This window comes from Rhodococcus coprophilus NBRC 100603 (assembly GCF_001895045.1).
Classification (GTDB): domain Bacteria; phylum Actinomycetota; class Actinomycetes; order Mycobacteriales; family Mycobacteriaceae; genus Rhodococcus; species Rhodococcus coprophilus.
Genome location: NZ_BDAM01000010.1, coordinates 169392 through 185303, shown reverse-complemented (window position 1 = coordinate 185303; position 15912 = coordinate 169392). Strand labels below are relative to the sequence as shown.

The window sequence follows — 15912 nt, the reverse complement described above, 5'->3', positions numbered from 1 at the left end:
GGCGGGATCACTGTTCGCCGTCTCCGCCCGGGTCGCATCGGCGAGCAATAGGTGATCTGGTGGAACCTCGAGCGGATCGGAAGTCTACGACCTCCCGAATTGCGCGCGCGCTTCCAGTACGGCGAGGTCGCCCCGAGAACATCCCCACCATTTCGGGCGTCGTTGTGGTCGCAATCGGTGGTGGGGCGGCCGCGGCTTTCACGGGTCTCGGGGCCGTCCTCATGGTCGGCGGTGGTCTGCTGGTCGTATTCCTCGCGGCGAACCGGCGGTACCTTGCGATCGGCCTCGTCCTCGCAATGTTCGTCACCCGTCCGGTCGCTGAGATCGGCCCGACGAGCGTGCGTCCTGAGATCGTAGTCGGAGCAGCCGCTCTCATTTCGATACTCGGCGATATCGTACAACGACGAAAAATCCCCAGGTTCCAGCTCAATCTATTTCTTGTCGTATACCTTTGGATCGCGTACCTCGCGGTTGTCTCGATACTCCATTCGGTAGACGTCGGTAAATCGATTTCGACCCTCGCCTGGATGGCGGTGTGCGCTACGGCTGCATTCTGGATATCCGTCAACCCTGATTTCATCGGACTCATCGTCCGATCGGCAGTGTGGGTGAACTTTGCTGTCGCGCTGACTGCGATACTTCTGTACGGTCTGTCGAATATTTCCGGCTACAGCATCGGTGCGCAATTCGATCCGGCGTATGGCGGCTACGCAGTATATGTGCTCAGCATCGAGGCGAATATTCTCGGTGGCCTGGTGTGTATCTGGTCTGTTATCTGCATAGCTGATCCGCTCCGCCAATTCAGTTCTCGTCTGCGCATTGCGATGCTCTTCCTTGCTCCTGTTGCCATTCTCGCAACGCACACGCGCGGTGCGCTTCTGGCGTTTGTCCTAGCCCTGGCGATTCTCGGTTTCACGCGAGGTAGGATCATTGCTTCTGCTGCATTCGTGGGCGTCGTATGCTGGATCGGGTTGTCGCTTGCGACCAGATATGATCCCGGGCTCGCAAAATTCGCTACCGGGCTGGATTTCTCCGGCGGGACCGAGATTGTTCGTTACACCAGTTGGAAGGTTGCGTGGAGCGATATCTCGTCATCGACGGAGAACTTTGTTTTCGGGTCGGGATTCAACTCGTTCGGACAGCGACACCTCGATCCGACCGTGCCGGATATGATGCGTCCGTCGTATCTCGGTAATCTGCCTTTGCAGCTGTTGTACGACGGGGGAATAATCACCCTGCTGGTTGTTTCGATGGTTGTGTTTGCGGTGTGGAGGCGCGCCGGCAGGGCCATCGGTTTCGGCGTCGCCACGGCGATATTGGTCGCATACACGACCATATCGATAGGTACGAGTGTCCTGTGGCTTTTGGAGACCTGGATGTTGGTCGGGCTTGCAGCGGCGAACGGCGGGCGCGGCGATTCGAGGAGGAAACCCGGAAACAACAATCCGGGTCGTAAGGCCGCGACGTGAGGATACTGCGAGGTAGTTTCGCGCTGGGTTTCGGGGAAGCAGTAAGTAAACTCGCTCTCTTTGCCTTCACAGCGTATTTCGCGAGGCGGGTCGGGCTGACGGAACTCGCGCACCTGAGCGTTGCGCAGTCCCTTCTGATGTACGCCACTGTGGTCGGAGACGCGGGTTTGACTGCACACGCGGTCCGGCGTATCGCCGCGGGCGATCGGGTGCGGGTGGTTGTACGCGAAACCTCTTCGGTCCAGTTGGTCCTCGCCATGATCGGTCTCGCGATCGTCGTCCCGATATCTTGCATGAACGCCGGCGTCGGTATGACACTGGCATTGGTCCTGGCGCCGCTCGGCGCGGCTGCAGCGCCGACTTATCTGCTCCAAGCGCGCGGTAACATGTCAGCGCTCGCTCTGGGGCGAGTGACTTCGGCGGTGGTCACAGCTGGTCTTGGGATCGCAATCCTCTCTGTTACACCAACGCTGTTCGCTGCCTTTGCGTATTCAGCTGGTTCTCTGGCGGCATTCTTGGCAATAGTGTGGCTGTCGCACGGTTCGCTTCGCTTGTACTTTACTTCGCTGACCCCGAAAATCCGCCCCGATTGGATGTATGCGTCGAGGTGGTTGATCGTTCAGGCTCTGGTTGTGCACGCCTATGCTTCCTGCCTTACGATCGGGGGATCGTATTTACTCGCTGAATCAGAATTTGTCATCTTGTCGACGGCCCTGCGAATCCAGATGTTGCTGCTCATCCCCGCAAATATCTTGCAGACGGTCTTGTTGCCGTTGTTCGTCCGGCACGAATACAGCATTCTTCGTGTATTTCTAGTAACGGTAGGCGCTTCCATCTTCGTGCCCTTGGTCGTGTTCATCTCCGGAGAGTCGATCTTGGAGTTCGTTTACGGGGGCGAGGCGGGGGCGTCCGCCCCGGCGCTCATGGTTTTGTCACTTCAAATTCCGCTGGCTTATGGGGCGACTGTAGTTCTTACGTCGCTCGTTGCCGAGGGCGCGTATGGTCGGACCACGACGTTCTACGTCGTGGCGCTGATCGTGCAGATTGTTTCTCTTATTGCGCTGGCTCGTGGGGGCGCAACTTCATCCGCGATCTCCCTCTTGATATCGGAGTCGCTCTTTCTTGCGCTTTTGTGTGCTCTGCGGGTATCGAGGAAAGGAAGGTCGAATGTATCCGGGTGAATCGATAATTGTGTTGGGGGGCATTCCATTCGAATCGAAAGCCAACCAAACCTCACTTCAAATGACCCGCGAACTCTCCAAGACGCTCGACGTATGGTACCTGTGTCGTTCAACGCAGAGGCCGCGCCGGGATCCGAGAGACCTACTTCGTACTGCGGTCTCGTTCAGGAACTGGCGCTCGACATATTGTACGATCGACCGAAATCTCCATGTGGTGACGCTTCCACGGTTGTTCGATTTTGTTCCGCTTGCCTTCCCGACATGGTGGCGAAAAGTTGTATCAATTTATCTGCTACATGTTGTGCGTGCGATGATCAGGAGATATGACATTGTGAACCCTGGACTCCTTGCCTACTGGTGGTTCTTCCCCGAGATTGTGTCACTCGAAACCTGGCGTTTTCGGATTTTCGACGTAATCGACAGGCACTGGGATCCGAGTGCAAACCGCCGCCATGATCGGCGTAGTCGGCAGCACCTGAAATATGTATTGCGGACCGCTGATGCGGCCGACGCCACGTTCGTGGTTTCGCCAGCGTTACGTGACGAGTTCGAAATGTTCGGTGTGTTTACTTACTGTGCTGAAAACGGCGTGGACCTCGAGCGGATCGCTTCGATAGACCCGGGTGGGCACCGAACCCGAGTAGCTGTCTATGCTGGAGGGATAAATGAAAGAATCGATTTCGATCTGTTGAACAACACTGTCAAGTCCAACCCGGATTGGTTGTTCATCGTAGCGGGCGGCGGACCTCGGCTATGCGAGATCGGTGATGCACCGAACCTGCATAAGCTTGGGAACGTCGATTACGAAGATGTCCTGCGCATTCTCAAGGCCTCCGCTGTCGGGATGATACCGTTCAGGGAGTCGGAGTATGTGAAATCTTCGTCGCTGATGAAGCTGGTCGATTACTTGGCTTGTGGTGTGAAGGTGGTTGTCACGCCCGCGGTACATCTTGGACGGATGGCCAATGCTGCGGGTGAACAGATCCTCGTTGTTGAGCGTTCGGCATGGTCTGACGCATTCCAAGGGCTCGGGTCAGTTGTGAGTAACGAAGACCTTGATCTGTCTTCCTTCAGCGTACAAGCGCGTTCATCGAGGATGCTTGGGATAGTTGCGGAGGTGTCGGCATGATTTCCGCCGTCAGGGTTCGTGGTCGAGATCGTTGGTTGAACGCTGGCGTCGTGATTCGTTATCGATCGGTGACTGGAACGTGTGGACAATCAAGAGGTCCTTCAGAATTAGGTGGTAGTCAACCCGAATTAACCTGGCAGTCTTTTTGATTGTCGTGGCCGGGTTGGTGGGTGCTGTGTTACTCCCAGAAGTCGGGAATCTCCGGAACCGGACACGCGGCGCCCCTACAACGTCGAGAACAAGGCATCGAGGAGTGATGTCTCATATGCCTTACACACGATGTCCCATGTGTACTCCGCTGCCTGGCGGTCTCGCGCACTTCTGCGCAACTCGGCCTGCCGGTCGTTGTCGCCGAGCAGCGAGCGAATCGAGGCGGTGATTGCGCTCGGTGTGGGCGAAACGAATCGTCCGGAGTCGCCCAGCACCTCACGGTTGAACACAGTGTCGCGTGCGACGATCGGTGCGCCGCAAGCCATCGCCTGCACCAATGCCGGGTTGGTTCCGCCGACGCTGTGCCCGTGGAAGTACGCTCCGGAGTTCTGCCAAAGCGAGAACAACTTCTGGTCGTCGCTGATATGTCCCATCCAGTGGATTCGGGGAGAGTTTTTCGACAGCTGCTCTGCTCGTAGATCGAGTTTCCCTCCGTAACCCGATGACCCGACGATCACCACTTCCCAATCCGTGGAGATGTCCTCCGCAGCTTCGAAGAACGCTTCGACCGTGTTTTCTTCCACGAACCGTGCCACCATCAACGCGTATCCTCCCGGTGTAAGACCGTCGACCGATTGCAATGGTCCCGGGTCGGAGCCTCCATAGGGAATGAAATCCCCGCTGCGGTGGAAGTCCTCCCACCAGCGCCTTTCGATCTCGTGTGAGTCGACAACGATCCGGTCGCCGAACTTCGCGGTGAGGTGGGCACCCAGCTTGAACGCGGTTCTTGCCTTCTTGCCCCACTTCGCACGGTCCCATTCGATGCCGTCGACATTCACTACGGTGGGGATGCGGCGCGACTTGAGAATCGGAAGCCAATATCCGTTTGCCACGTTCATGACCAGTGCGACGTCGGGACGGGTAACCGCTGCGTGGATGCTGGAAGTGAGTCCGTACGAGAGCGTGCTGAGCGACTTCGAATCGATGCCCCTGGTGAGGACGGTCCTGACAGACGGATCACGCCCGGAGTCATGGTCCTCGGTCGCGCCTTCACGGCCGTAAACCGTTACCTCCCAGCCCCTCGCGGAAAGGAAAGGCGCGAGGTTCCTGACCAGAGTCTCGAACCCGCCGTAGTAACTGGGGTACCCGCGGGTACCGATGATGACGACCGACTTCTTCATGGTGTTTTCCGATCTCCGCAGGGTCGAAAGAGGCGCGATCGACCTCAATTGCAAGGTGGCACATCGACCTCGAGACCTGGCCGATCGACCAACGGCTGGAGCGGTACACGCGGTTCGCCGGGAGCGACCGGCTCAGCGAGTTCATAGACAACTTCGACCGTTTCCCCGGAGCGCACCGGCACCTGCACACTGAACTTCGGGTGCCCGCGTTCCTTGCCTCCGATTCCGAAGGCCGGGTCGCCGTCGACGGTCACCTTTTTCAGCGTGGCGCCCTGCGTAGCAAGTAATCCCACATCCGAAAGGTTGGTGCCCACGGGTGCGCCGACCGGATTGTCGAACATCCCCGCGACGTAATCGGTGTAGTCACCTGCGGGGAGGGTGTTGGTGAGGCGCACAGTGACGGACGAATCGCGGGTCTCGCCTTCGCACGGTCCGGCGGTATACAGGATCTCTCGCTCCAGGTAGTAGTCGAGTTTGTTGCCCCCGAGGTTGTTGATCACCACGCCGGCGTAGGGGGCGGGATCGTCGGGAACGATTTGTCCGCGGGGAACTCTCGCCAGCACTTCCTGTTCTTCCGGTACCGAACTCCAGACGGCGAGGCGTCCCTCTCCTGCGGCGCGACCGAGTGCCTCGAGGAGTGCTTGGGGACGCGAAATACTGCCGGCCAGTTTCTGAACAACTGCATGTGCGACAGTCTCCAGATAGTTCTTCCGCGCGGCCTGGTCGTCCCCGAACCGCGTGTACGCGGTCGACTCCGTCGACTCCACGACATTGTCCGCTGTGATCGTCTCCCCGTCGGGCAATGTCACGTCGCCCACCACCTCGAGGACGTAGCTCAGCGCGACGGGGTCGGTGGCGATTGCGCCGTCGACCTTTTCGCCGGTTTCCTGCTGCCACATCGACTGCCAGATCTGTCCGGCGTAAGGGAAATGACTGCTGATGTTGCTGTTACGAAAGTCTTGCGTGGGGCGGCTGCGACCGTATGCCTGTTGGAATTCGGGTCCGAGATCGATGGGTGCGTAGTCGAATCGAAACTCGCGGTTGCTCGTGACGTCGGCGACGCTGACGGCACCGTCGACCGCTCTTGCTACTCCGAAGCCACCCAGCAGACCACCCGTGCCTCGGGCCTCGGCATTGGTCTGAAAGCCGACGAAGTAACTCCGTGGTCCGTCTGCGCCGAGCATTGCCGGCGCGATGTTTGCGGCGGTGGCCGTATTGTTCAGCAGCCCAGACAATTCGGACACTTGCTCCTGGAGTTGCACGCGCGCGTCGTCGATCGGCCCGACGTAGGTGCTGTCGACCGCCTGGGCCTGCGCGTCGAGATCGGTGATCGCGGCAGCAGTGGTTTCGAGGACGGGTGCGGCGTCGCGCAGTGCCGTGAGGTTGATCCGGGCGCCTTCGAGAATCAACTGATCGGGTGCGACCGCGCTGCCCGCGTCCACCGCAGGCCGCAGAACGTCCTGCGTCAGACCGCTCACGATCGCGGTCATCTGACGGGTGGAGTCGAGCGGATCTCCTATGAACGGAACAGTGGAAGTAAGTCGCCAGGGAAATGAATCGACGGAATTCTGGGCTTTTCGGGCATATCGATCGGCATCGTCGGCCGCTCGTGGTGCCGTCTGGGTATCTCCCGACAGCAGTGCGTCTTTGGCCTGCATCGCGAAGGCCTGGGCCTTCTCGAGGTCCGATCTTGCCTGCAGCCCCTCGTATCCCAGCCAGCCGACGAAGCCGACGGCGACGAGAAGTGCTGCACCGCCGACGATCCGGACTCGACGACGTTTCTTGCGTCGAGCAACGATTTCCTCGTCGGACAGCCGGCGGCGAACCCTGCGCCGACCCGCATCGGCCGATTCCGGCTCACGGGTAGCATCGTTCACGCTCGAACCCCTTCATCGGTTCCGGTAAAGACGATAGCCCGACTTTCTATCGGCCGTTCATTCACGTGGTACCGATCGGTATCCGTAAGTACACTTCGGATATCGATCGAGACATGAGAGTCGGGAGATCCGGGCAATTCGAGCGGGGATGATCAGGGTGTAAGTCGCTCGGCGACCGATCGGAACTGTCATATCGGGCAAGGTGACGGTGCGGTGCAACGTTTCCGCTGTCCTCGAGCCGGCGGGGTCTCTGGTATGCGCAAGGAATCGAATTCGTACATTCTGTTCATTTCGGCGCACGACATGGGATTGCGCGGTGTACTCGTTCGCCCGGGGGCAGCACCGCACCGCTGGATGACGCAGCAGTTCTCTAAGCGACTCGACCCCCACCCGTCTTCTGTGTGCGCTCCGTGAGCGGCCTGTCGTGGGGGTACGCCGGGCGCACCCTCGATCTCGGCGGGCGCTGTGACGGCGACATCGAGTTATACATTGCCGCAGCCGATCTCGGAAACTTCCACGCAGTGCCGGCAGGGAGTCAGCGCACTGGCACTGCAACGAGGGAGGCGGCCTGATGGAAGTACACGACTACGTGCGAATTCTTCAGGCGCGCTGGAAGATCATCGTGGTGGTGACCGTCGTGGCGGGGCTCGCCGCACTCACCGTGTCACTGCTCACGACGCCGCAGTACGAAGCGAGGACCAGACTGTTCGTGTCGACGACGTCGGGCGCGTCGGTCCAGGAGATCTACCAGGGCAACCTGTTCTCGCAGCAGCGCGTGGCGTCCTACACAGAATTGCTGGCCGGAACCACCCTCGCCGAGCGGGCACTCGACGAACTCGGCATCATGGATATGACGCCGGGCGAACTCGCCGCCCGCGTCACGGCGTCGTCCACACCGGATACCGTCCTCATCGACACCACGGTGACCGACGAATCGCCTGAGCGGGCTCGCGATCTCGCGAACGCGCTGTCGGACGAATTCGTGGTCATGGCACGCGAACTCGAAACGCCCGAATCGGGTGGCGAGCCCACCGCGCGGGTGGTCGTCGAGCAGTACGCCGCCACCCCGTCGACGCCGGTCGTCCCGAAGACCAGCCGCAATGTCGCGCTCGGCCTCGCGGTGGGGCTGTTGCTCGGCATCGCGCTTGCTGTGCTGCGCGACCGGCTCGACAACACCGTCAAGGACCGCAACACCATCGAGGAGATCGCCGGCACGGGCGTCGTGGGCGTCATTCCGATGGAGAAAGCGCGGCACGAAGCGCCGGCCATCACGTTCGCCGACTCGCACAGCGGTGACGCCGAGGCATACCGGAAACTGCGCACCAACCTGCAGTTCCTCGAGGTGGACAACCCTCCGCGCGTACTGGTCTTCACCAGTTCGGTCCCGACCGAAGGCAAGACGACAACGGCCATCAACACCGCCCTCGTACTGGCGGAAGCGGGCAAGCCGGTGGTGCTCGTCGAGGCCGACCTCCGCCGGCCTCGGGTGTCGAAGTATCTCGGTGCCTTGGGCGACGCCGGGCTGTCGACGGTTCTGGCGCACCAGGCGTCGCTCGACGACGTGCTGCAGTCGACACGCTTCGACTCGCTGTGGGTGCTTGCCGCCGGTGCGCTGCCGCCGAACCCCTCGGAGTTGCTCGGATCGGCACATACCGAGGAGGTCGTCACCGATCTCCGGTCCCGGTTCGACTATGTCGTCATCGATGCGCCGCCGTTGCTGCCCGTCACCGACGCGGCGATCCTCACACGCATCGCCGACGGTGCTCTGGTCATCGCACGGTACGGGAAGACCACCCGCGACCAGTTCGGCCGCGCGATCGGCAACCTGAAAGCGGTCGACGCGACACTCCTCGGAACGATTCTCACGATGGTTCCGGCGAAGGGACGCGGCGCGTCGTACGAGTACCGGTACTACTACGACGCCGAGAGGGCGCACGCCGCTGGGGCGGCACCCAAGCAGGCTGTCGAAGATCCGGCGGTCCCCGGCCCGGCCATCGATCCGCCTGCCCCGCATCGACACGCACCGGGCAACGGCAGAAGGCTGACCGGGCCGGTCGGGCCTGCGGGACGCCACTCCAAGGAAAACCATCAACCGCTGGAGTCGTGGCCTGCGGTCCACAAGCCACCGCGCCCGGCCACCGGTTCAGCTCCGGATTCGGGCGAGCAGGGGTAGCAGCAGATCTGCGATCTCCGATCCGACCTCGACGAACGTCTCCTCGTCACGACCGATCGGGTCGACGATGTCTTCCGGCCCGGGCGCAGGGAACTGCGTTCGGGCCGCTGCCAGTTCTGCGACGGACGCGGCGCCCGAACTCTGCTGCACACGCACGGCTTCCGGCAGCGTGAACGTCACGCGCATCATCCGCGGTGCGAGTTCGATCACGTCCCCCCGATGCTGTTCGCTCATCGTGAGGATCAAGTCGGCGTCCTCCGCGATGGCCGGGGTCAGGCGCCGTGCGACAAAGCCGTCCGGATCGCCGCCGAGATGCTGCAACACGAGCGCGGCGGTCGGTTCCATGCCGTGTCCCACCAGGGCCCTGGTGCCGGCACTGTGGGCGTCGAGGTCGTCTCGTCCCGACTCGACGGCAAATGCTGTGGTCAGTCTTTCGGCGGTAGGAGAGCGACAGATGTTTCCGGTGCACACGAAGAGAATCCGCATCCGCCGATCGTAGGGGACGTCGCCGAGACGGACCGGAGTCGAACACCGATCCTCGACCGGCCCTGGCGTCGTCCCCGGCATTGGGTAGCATCGGAGCGATTCGAAAGGCGCCGGGGGAGCAGACGCGGCTGGCGCGAACAACTGTCGAAGGCGGCTGATGAGTTCGGTTCTCGGTGTGACCGTGGGGGAAAGCGCCGTCCGCATCGTGCGTCCGGTCGACCGGACAGCGCCCTCGGCGGGCTTCCAATTCCAGGTCGTGGAAACGGGGAAAGACGATCCGGCGCGGCTCGCGGCAAGCACGCTCGGTGTGCTGTTCCAGGCGGGCGTGGCCGGCGATCCGATCGAGACGGTCGGCCTCGTCTACCGCGATCAGGCCCAGGCCGACCGACTGCGCGCCGCGATGTCCGTCGAGCAGCTCGACCGGTTCACTCTGGTGTCCGAGCCCGAAGCGGCCCTGACCTATCTGAAGGCGACCGGTGAGCTGGGCAGCAACACCGCGGTCTTCTACGACCTCGGAGACGCGGGCCTGACGGTGACCGTGGTCGACTTGCGGGCCGGACAGGTCCTGGCCGAACGAACCGATTCGATCGGTGGCCGAGTATTCGACAATGCCATCCGCGAACATGCGCTCGACACGAACGGCGTGTGGCGCCCCGACGATCCGACTACCGACAACGAGTTGTCGGCACAGTGCCGGCAGGCGAAAGAGAAGCTCTCCGAATCCGACACCGTCGCGGTGCCGGGAGCCGCCGGTGTGGTGTTCATGTCCCGCGAGACCTTCGACCCGTTGATCTCCCAGTGCGTCGAATCGTCGGCGCAGTTCGTGCACAACGTCATCGCCCGGTCGAACCGTAACCCTGAGGCCGTCGTCCTGCTCGGGGGCGGAGCGCACGTGCCGCTGGTGCAGGAGGTACTGCGGTCGTGGCTGAAGTTGCCGCTGGTGGTGCCGCACGAGCCCGAACTCGTGCTGGCGAAGGGTGGCGCGATCGTTGCCGCGAAACCCCCGTCGTCGCAGCCGATCAGCCCGCTCACCCGGATCGTGCCCCCGCGACCCGCGCCGACCGGTGAAGAGACGGACCGCATCCCGGTGGTGACGGCGGCGGTGTCGACGCGTCCCCCGGAGAAGACCCCGGAAATCATCAGGGACGACGAAGCGAAGACCTGGTGGTCGGGATTGTCGTGGCGCGGACCCGCGGTCAGCGGCAAGCAGATTTCGGGTGCGGGACTGGCGGGGTCGGCGCTGGCTGTCGTCGCGGTGATCGGTATCGCGCTCAGCGCAGGGAACTCCGTCTTCGGGGCGCCCGCGGACGGTGGGACGAGCCCGACCCAGTCGTTCGAACGTCCGACGACATCGTCGACGCGGCCGCTGCCCGCGCCTGCCGTGTCGCCGGCGACGGTCACTCCCACGACGACCGCCCCCGAAACGTCCACGACGTACGAACCGCGACCGGTGCCGCCGCCGCCGGCCCCGGAACCGACTCCGGAACCGCAGATCCCGGGTCTGAACATCCCGGTGCCGACCTTGCCGCCGCTCCCGACCATCGAACTGCCCCGGCTCCCGGAGCTGCGCGTCCCCGGTTTGTGACCTACCGGCCGGGATCCCCGTTGCCCGTCGCGCGGGAGTGGCGGCCGGGCGCCACGGCCGGGCTCCCGGCCCGCGACAGGACGGCGGCGATCGCTGTGGTGAGCGGGACCGAGAGCGCGAGAGCAATGCCACCGACGCAGGCACGCACGATCTCGACTGCCACCGCGTCGCCGGTGACCACGTCGGAGATCGACCGGCCCGCGACGGAGAAGAGCAACAGCAGCGGCAACGCGCCACCCGCGTAGGCGAGGACGAGCGTGTAGACGGTGCTCGCGATGTGATCGCGGCCCACCCGCATCGCGGATCCGAAGATCTCCCGGCGCGACGCGCGCGGATCCAGGGCGGCCAGTTCGAACGCCGACGACGCCTGCGTGATCGTGACGTCGTTGAGCACACCTAGCGAGCCGATGATGAAGCCCGCCAGAAGCAGCCCGCTGATGGACACGGTACCGATGTACATCTGGACGTCGGTGTTCTGTTCTTCGGACAGGCCCGTCAGATGGGTCATCCGGATCGCGACGTACGACAGCAAGGCGGCGAGTGCCATCGAGGCGAGTGTGCCGAGCAACGCAGAACTGGTGCGCAGGTTGACCCCGTGTGCGAGATACAGCACGGCATAGAGGATCAGCGCGCCGCCGACCAGTGCGACGGGGACCGCCGGTTTTCCGTCGAGCAGCGCGGGGAGCATGAACATGACGAGCACTGCGAAGGCCACACCGAGACCGATGAGTGCCCGCAAGCCGCGCCAGCGGGCGACGGCGACGATCACGATTGCGAAGGTCGCGATGATCAGGCCGAGCGGCAGGCCACGCGCGAAATCGTAGAACGAGTACTGGGTGGCACCGGTCGGGTCGGTCTGGCGGACGATCCGGATCTCGTCGCCGGCGCTCAGTTCGGGCTGGCCCGGGCCGGGAACGACCTCGAGCAGAGTGAAGGCGCCGGCGTTGGGGCCGGACTCGATCGAGATGATGCTGCGCTCGCACTCGTAGGCCCCGCCGGCGGGCGGCGGAAGCGGGTCGTCCGGGAACACACGTCCGGACGACGGACTGCCGCACGCACCGGGCCCCTGCTCGACGATCGTTCCGGCTTCGGTGACCACCGCGTCGCCCCCGGTGGTCTGGAACGGTGCCGGAACCTCGATGGATGGACTGCTCGGCCAGAGCAGCACAGTGCCGAGGAGAACGACTGCGCCGATCACCGTCAGCAATCCGATGACGATTCTCGCGGCGAGGGGGCCCAGTGGGGCGGGGCCCTCGAAGTGGCCGTGTCCGTGTCCGTGACTCACGGGCACAGGCTAGTCACCTCGTGCGGGACGCCTGCGGGCGGTCGCCGGTCACGATGCGCGAGGCACCGGACGACAGTGGGCTGGTGGTGGCGGGGAGCAGGGGGGTGTCCCCGCCACCTTCACCTGACTTCGCTCAGGGGGGGTGGCGGCAGTCAGGGAGCCCGGCACTGAGTGCCGGAATCCAAGCTACTTGTTTTTGGGGGCTCTCGGGGTCCTCGATCCTGTGGCGCTCCTCACGAATGCGACAGATCGCCCAGCACCCGACGCCCGGCGAGGAGCCGAACAGGGACCTTCGCCTCTAGCGGGCGGACGTCACCGTTCGGCATCAAATGCGGCCCGGAGCATTTCGGGCGTGGCGCCTACTGCTTGTAGCTCGAGAGGAAGTTGCCGATCCTCTCGATGGCGACGGAGAGATCCCGCGCCCACGGGAGCGTCACGATGCGGAAGTGGTCGGGATCGGGCCAGTTGAAGCCGGTGCCCTGCGTCACCAGGATGCGTTCCTGCAGCAACAGATCCTGCACGAGTTGCTCGTCGTCGTGGATCTCGTACACCTCGGGGTCGAGGCGAGGGAACGCGTACAGCGCACCACGTGGCTTGACGCAGCTCACGCCCGGAATCGCGTTCAGGCGCTCCCACGCCACGTCCCGTTGCTCGAGCAACCGCCCGCCCGGGAGCACCAGATCGTCGATGCTCTGATATCCCCCGAGTGCCACCTGGATGGCATGTTGCGACGGAACGTTGGGGCACAGGCGGGTGGACGCCAGCAGGTCGATCCCCTCGAGGAATCCGGCGGCGTGGTCCTTCGGGCCGGTGATGACCATCCAGCCGGACCGGTAGCCCGCGACGCGGTACGCCTTCGACAACCCGTTGTAGGTGATGCACAGCAGGTCGGGAGCGAGTGTCGCCAGGGAGACGTGTTTCGCCTCGTCGTAGAGAATCTTGTCGTAGATCTCGTCCGCGAGCAGCAACAGCTGGTGCTTACGCGCCAGCCGCACGATCTGCTCGAGCACCTCGCGGGAGTAGACGGCACCGGTCGGGTTGTTCGGGTTGATCACCACGATCGCCTTGGTGCGCTCGGTGATCTTCGACTCGATGTCCTCGATATCGGGGTTCCAGCCGTTGCTCTCGTCGCACAGGTAGTGGACGGGCGTGCCTCCGCCGAGCGACGTCATCGCAGTCCACAGCGGGTAATCGGGTGCCGGAATGAGCACCTCGTCGCCGTCGTCGAGCAGCGCCTGCATCGTCATGGTGATGAGTTCGGAGACACCGTTGCCGAGGTAGACGTCGTTGATGTCGAACTTGGGGAAGCCCGGCACCAGTTCGTAGCGAGTGACGATCGCGCGCCGGGCCGGCGCGATGCCCTTGGATTCGGAGTACCCCTGCGCGTGGGGTAGCGCCGCGATCATGTCCTGCACGATCGTGTCGGGCGCCTCGAACCCGAAGGGCGCGGGGTTGCCGATGTTGAGCTTGAGGATGCGATTGCCCTCCGCCTCGAGTCGCGCGGCGTGTGCGTGCACCGGTCCACGGATCTCGTACAGCACGTTCTGGAGCTTGGACGACTGCTCCAAACGGCGGCTCATGCGGTGGTGAAGCTGGCCCTGTTCCTCGTTAGTCACGGCTCCATGGTGCCACCGTCCACCAAACCGTTTTCACCCGGATTTTCCCGACACGCATAATTAAGACGGGATCCACCGCGCCGAATGTCCGGATCAGTGCGATGATTGGGTCTCCAGCAAGGCCGCGCGTCGGGGTGACGGGCGGGAAGATTAGGAGCAAGTGGTATGGCGCAGGGCACTGTCAAGTGGTTCAACGCAGAAAAGGGCTTCGGATTCATCGAGCAGGACGGCGGGGGCGCGGACGTTTTCGTTCATTACTCCGAGATCCAGGGTTCGGGATTCAAGTCGCTCGACGAGGGAGCACGCGTCGAGTTCGAAATCGGCCAGGGTCAGAAGGGCCCGCAGGCCCAGGGCGTGCGCACTATCTGAGCGCATCTCTGCTGACCGCGCGGCGGTGCCGCACCCAAGGGTGCGGCGCCGTCGCCGTGTCTGCGGCCGGTTCGCATCCGGGTCGTCCCGGCGAGAGACCCCCATGGATACTGTGTATCCGATCCAGCGACCCGCGTTGTGGTCGATGTGCAGTCGTATGAACCGTCGGGGGACGGGAACCGATGTGAGGTGGAATGAGCGTGGGGGGCGACAGCGGGCACGCAGGCTCGGGTGTGCGATGGCGGGATCCGAAGCGCTACCTCTGGTTGTACGGCCTGGCGATGCCGCTGAGTCCGTTTCTCGCCTACGTGCTGGTGCAGCAATTCGGTCTCGGTGTCTTCTGGGCGACCGGCGCGATCATCATCGCGGTGGTCTGCCCGCTGATCGACGCCGTCGCGAGGCTCGATACGAGCAACCCGCCCGACGAGGTGATGAAGCCACTCGAGAACGACCGGTACTACCGGTACTGCACCTACCTCTACCTGCCGTTGCAGTATGCCGGGTTCGTGTTCGGGTGCTGGCTGTGGGTGTCGCAGCCGATGGGCGGCGCCGAGCGTTTCGCGCTCGCCGCGACCCTCGGCATCGTCGGCGGAGTGGGAATCAACGCTGCGCACGAACTCGGGCACAAGCGCACATCGATCGAGCGCACTCTCGCGAAAGTGGCGCTCGCACAATCGTTCTACGGCCACTTCTACGTCGAGCACAATCACGGGCACCACATCAGGGTCGCGACACCGGACGACCCGGCGACCGCGCGATTCGGTGAAGGCTACTGGCGGTTCCTGCCGCGTTCGGTGTTCGGCAGCCTCCGGTCGGCGGTGCGATACGAAAAGGCGAGGCTCGGTCGCCGCGGACTGTCGTGGTGGAATGTGCGGCACAACAACGTACTCGGCGCGTGGTTGATGAGCGTAGCGCTGTACGCGGCGGTGATCGCACTGTTCGGCTGGTCGATCGCGCCTTGGCTGGTCGTGCAGGCTGGCCTGGCGATCATGTTCCTCGAAGGCGCGAACTACATCGAGCACTACGGGCTCCTGCGCAGGAACCGTCCCGGCGGCGGGTACGAGCGGGTGGCACCCGAACACAGCTGGAACAGCAACCACGTCTGTTCGAACGTCTTCCTCTACAACCTTCAGCGCCACAGTGACCATCACGCGAACCCGCTGCGGCGCTACCAGACCCTGCGGTCGATGCCGGATGCTCCTCAGCTCCCGGCCGGATACGCGGTGCTGATCATCCTTTCGCTGTTTCCGCCGCTGTGGCGACGGGTAATGGATCAGCGACTGCTGGAGCACTACGGCCGGGATCTGTCGCGAATCAACATCCATCCCCCGAAACGGGATCTGCTTCTTGCGAGATTCTCCGACTGACTGACGCTATATTACGGAACAATCTTGTCCGAATAACGTTCCGG

Annotated in this window: 12 protein-coding genes; 7 read left to right on the top strand and 5 right to left on the bottom strand. The window is 63.2% G+C overall.

The window, feature by feature from the left end; genetic code table 11:
• Positions 1-164 precede the first annotated feature (164 nt).
• The 3 genes from RDCOP1_RS17370 (at position 165) to RDCOP1_RS17360 (ending at position 3779) form a co-directional block, all read left to right on the top strand.
• Positions 165-1469: an O-antigen ligase family protein gene (locus RDCOP1_RS17370; protein ID WP_072703148.1), complete on the top strand. Its 1305-nt coding sequence runs from the start codon at positions 165-167 to the stop codon at positions 1467-1469.
• Positions 1466-2650, top strand: coding sequence for an oligosaccharide flippase family protein (locus RDCOP1_RS17365; RefSeq protein WP_072703145.1), 1185 nt, complete (start codon positions 1466-1468; stop codon positions 2648-2650). The genes RDCOP1_RS17370 and RDCOP1_RS17365 overlap by 4 nt, the downstream gene beginning before the upstream one ends.
• A gap of 214 nt (positions 2651-2864) precedes the next feature.
• Complete coding sequence (locus tag RDCOP1_RS17360; protein ID WP_169651420.1) at positions 2865-3779, top strand: glycosyltransferase; 915 nt, start codon at positions 2865-2867, stop codon at positions 3777-3779.
• Positions 3780-4003: 224 nt separating this feature from the next.
• Here the strand turns inward: RDCOP1_RS17360 and RDCOP1_RS17355 are convergent, their stop codons facing one another.
• Positions 4004-5110, bottom strand: a complete 1107-nt coding sequence (locus RDCOP1_RS17355; protein WP_072703139.1) for a glycosyltransferase — start codon at positions 5108-5110, stop codon at positions 4004-4006.
• Positions 5111-5154: 44 nt separating this feature from the next.
• Positions 5155-6987, bottom strand: coding sequence for a DUF4012 domain-containing protein (locus tag RDCOP1_RS17350; RefSeq protein ID WP_072703137.1), 1833 nt, complete (start codon positions 6985-6987; stop codon positions 5155-5157).
• Between the two features lie 571 nt (positions 6988-7558).
• Between RDCOP1_RS17350 and RDCOP1_RS17345 the strand changes: the two genes are divergently transcribed.
• On the top strand, positions 7559-9160 hold the full coding sequence (locus RDCOP1_RS17345; protein WP_072703135.1) for a tyrosine-protein kinase domain-containing protein: 1602 nt from the start codon (positions 7559-7561) through the stop codon (positions 9158-9160).
• Here the strand turns inward: RDCOP1_RS17345 and RDCOP1_RS17340 are convergent.
• On the bottom strand, positions 9131-9646 hold the full coding sequence (locus RDCOP1_RS17340) for an arsenate reductase/protein-tyrosine-phosphatase family protein (RefSeq protein WP_072703798.1): 516 nt from the start codon (positions 9644-9646) through the stop codon (positions 9131-9133). The genes RDCOP1_RS17345 and RDCOP1_RS17340 overlap by 30 nt on opposite strands.
• Before the next feature lie 157 nt (positions 9647-9803).
• On the opposite strand from RDCOP1_RS17340, the gene RDCOP1_RS17335 reads away from it, so the two are divergent.
• The gene (locus RDCOP1_RS17335; RefSeq protein WP_072703133.1) at positions 9804-11231 is read left to right on the top strand and encodes a DUF7159 family protein; all 1428 of its coding nucleotides are present in this window, start codon (positions 9804-9806) and stop codon (positions 11229-11231) included.
• Between the two features lies 1 nt (position 11232).
• Here RDCOP1_RS17335 and RDCOP1_RS17330 read toward each other — a convergent pair whose 3' ends face one another.
• Both RDCOP1_RS17330 and RDCOP1_RS17325 read right to left on the bottom strand, forming a co-directional pair.
• On the bottom strand, positions 11233-12522 hold the full coding sequence (locus tag RDCOP1_RS17330; RefSeq protein ID WP_072703130.1) for a YibE/F family protein: 1290 nt from the start codon (positions 12520-12522) through the stop codon (positions 11233-11235).
• Between the two features lie 353 nt (positions 12523-12875).
• Positions 12876-14096: a pyridoxal phosphate-dependent aminotransferase gene (locus RDCOP1_RS17325; protein ID WP_072703119.1), complete on the bottom strand. Its 1221-nt coding sequence runs from the start codon at positions 14094-14096 to the stop codon at positions 12876-12878.
• Positions 14097-14297: 201 nt separating this feature from the next.
• Between RDCOP1_RS17325 and RDCOP1_RS17320 the strand changes: the two genes are divergently transcribed.
• Both RDCOP1_RS17320 and RDCOP1_RS17315 read left to right on the top strand, forming a co-directional pair.
• Positions 14298-14501, top strand: a complete 204-nt coding sequence (locus tag RDCOP1_RS17320) for a cold-shock protein (RefSeq protein WP_072703116.1) — start codon at positions 14298-14300, stop codon at positions 14499-14501.
• A 194-nt stretch (positions 14502-14695) separates the two neighbouring features.
• Positions 14696-15868: an alkane 1-monooxygenase gene (locus RDCOP1_RS17315; protein ID WP_072703113.1), complete on the top strand. Its 1173-nt coding sequence runs from the start codon at positions 14696-14698 to the stop codon at positions 15866-15868.
• Positions 15869-15912 lie beyond the last annotated feature (44 nt).

Excerpts from the sequence above, each read along its gene's own strand:
- RDCOP1_RS17355 (WP_072703139.1), bottom strand. The coding sequence starts at position 5,110 with ATGAAGAAGTCGGTCGTCATCATCGGTACCCGCGGGTACCCCAGTTAC.
- RDCOP1_RS17345 (WP_072703135.1), top strand. The coding sequence starts at position 7,559 with ATGGAAGTACACGACTACGTGCGAATTCTTCAGGCGCGCTGGAAGATC.
- RDCOP1_RS17340 (WP_072703798.1), bottom strand. The coding sequence starts at position 9,646 with ATGCGGATTCTCTTCGTGTGCACCGGAAACATCTGTCGCTCTCCTACC.
- RDCOP1_RS17335 (WP_072703133.1), top strand. The coding sequence starts at position 9,804 with ATGAGTTCGGTTCTCGGTGTGACCGTGGGGGAAAGCGCCGTCCGCATC.
- RDCOP1_RS17325 (WP_072703119.1), bottom strand. The coding sequence starts at position 14,096 with ATGAGCCGCCGTTTGGAGCAGTCGTCCAAGCTCCAGAACGTGCTGTAC.
- RDCOP1_RS17320 (WP_072703116.1), top strand. The coding sequence starts at position 14,298 with ATGGCGCAGGGCACTGTCAAGTGGTTCAACGCAGAAAAGGGCTTCGGA.
- RDCOP1_RS17315 (WP_072703113.1), top strand. The coding sequence starts at position 14,696 with ATGAGCGTGGGGGGCGACAGCGGGCACGCAGGCTCGGGTGTGCGATGG.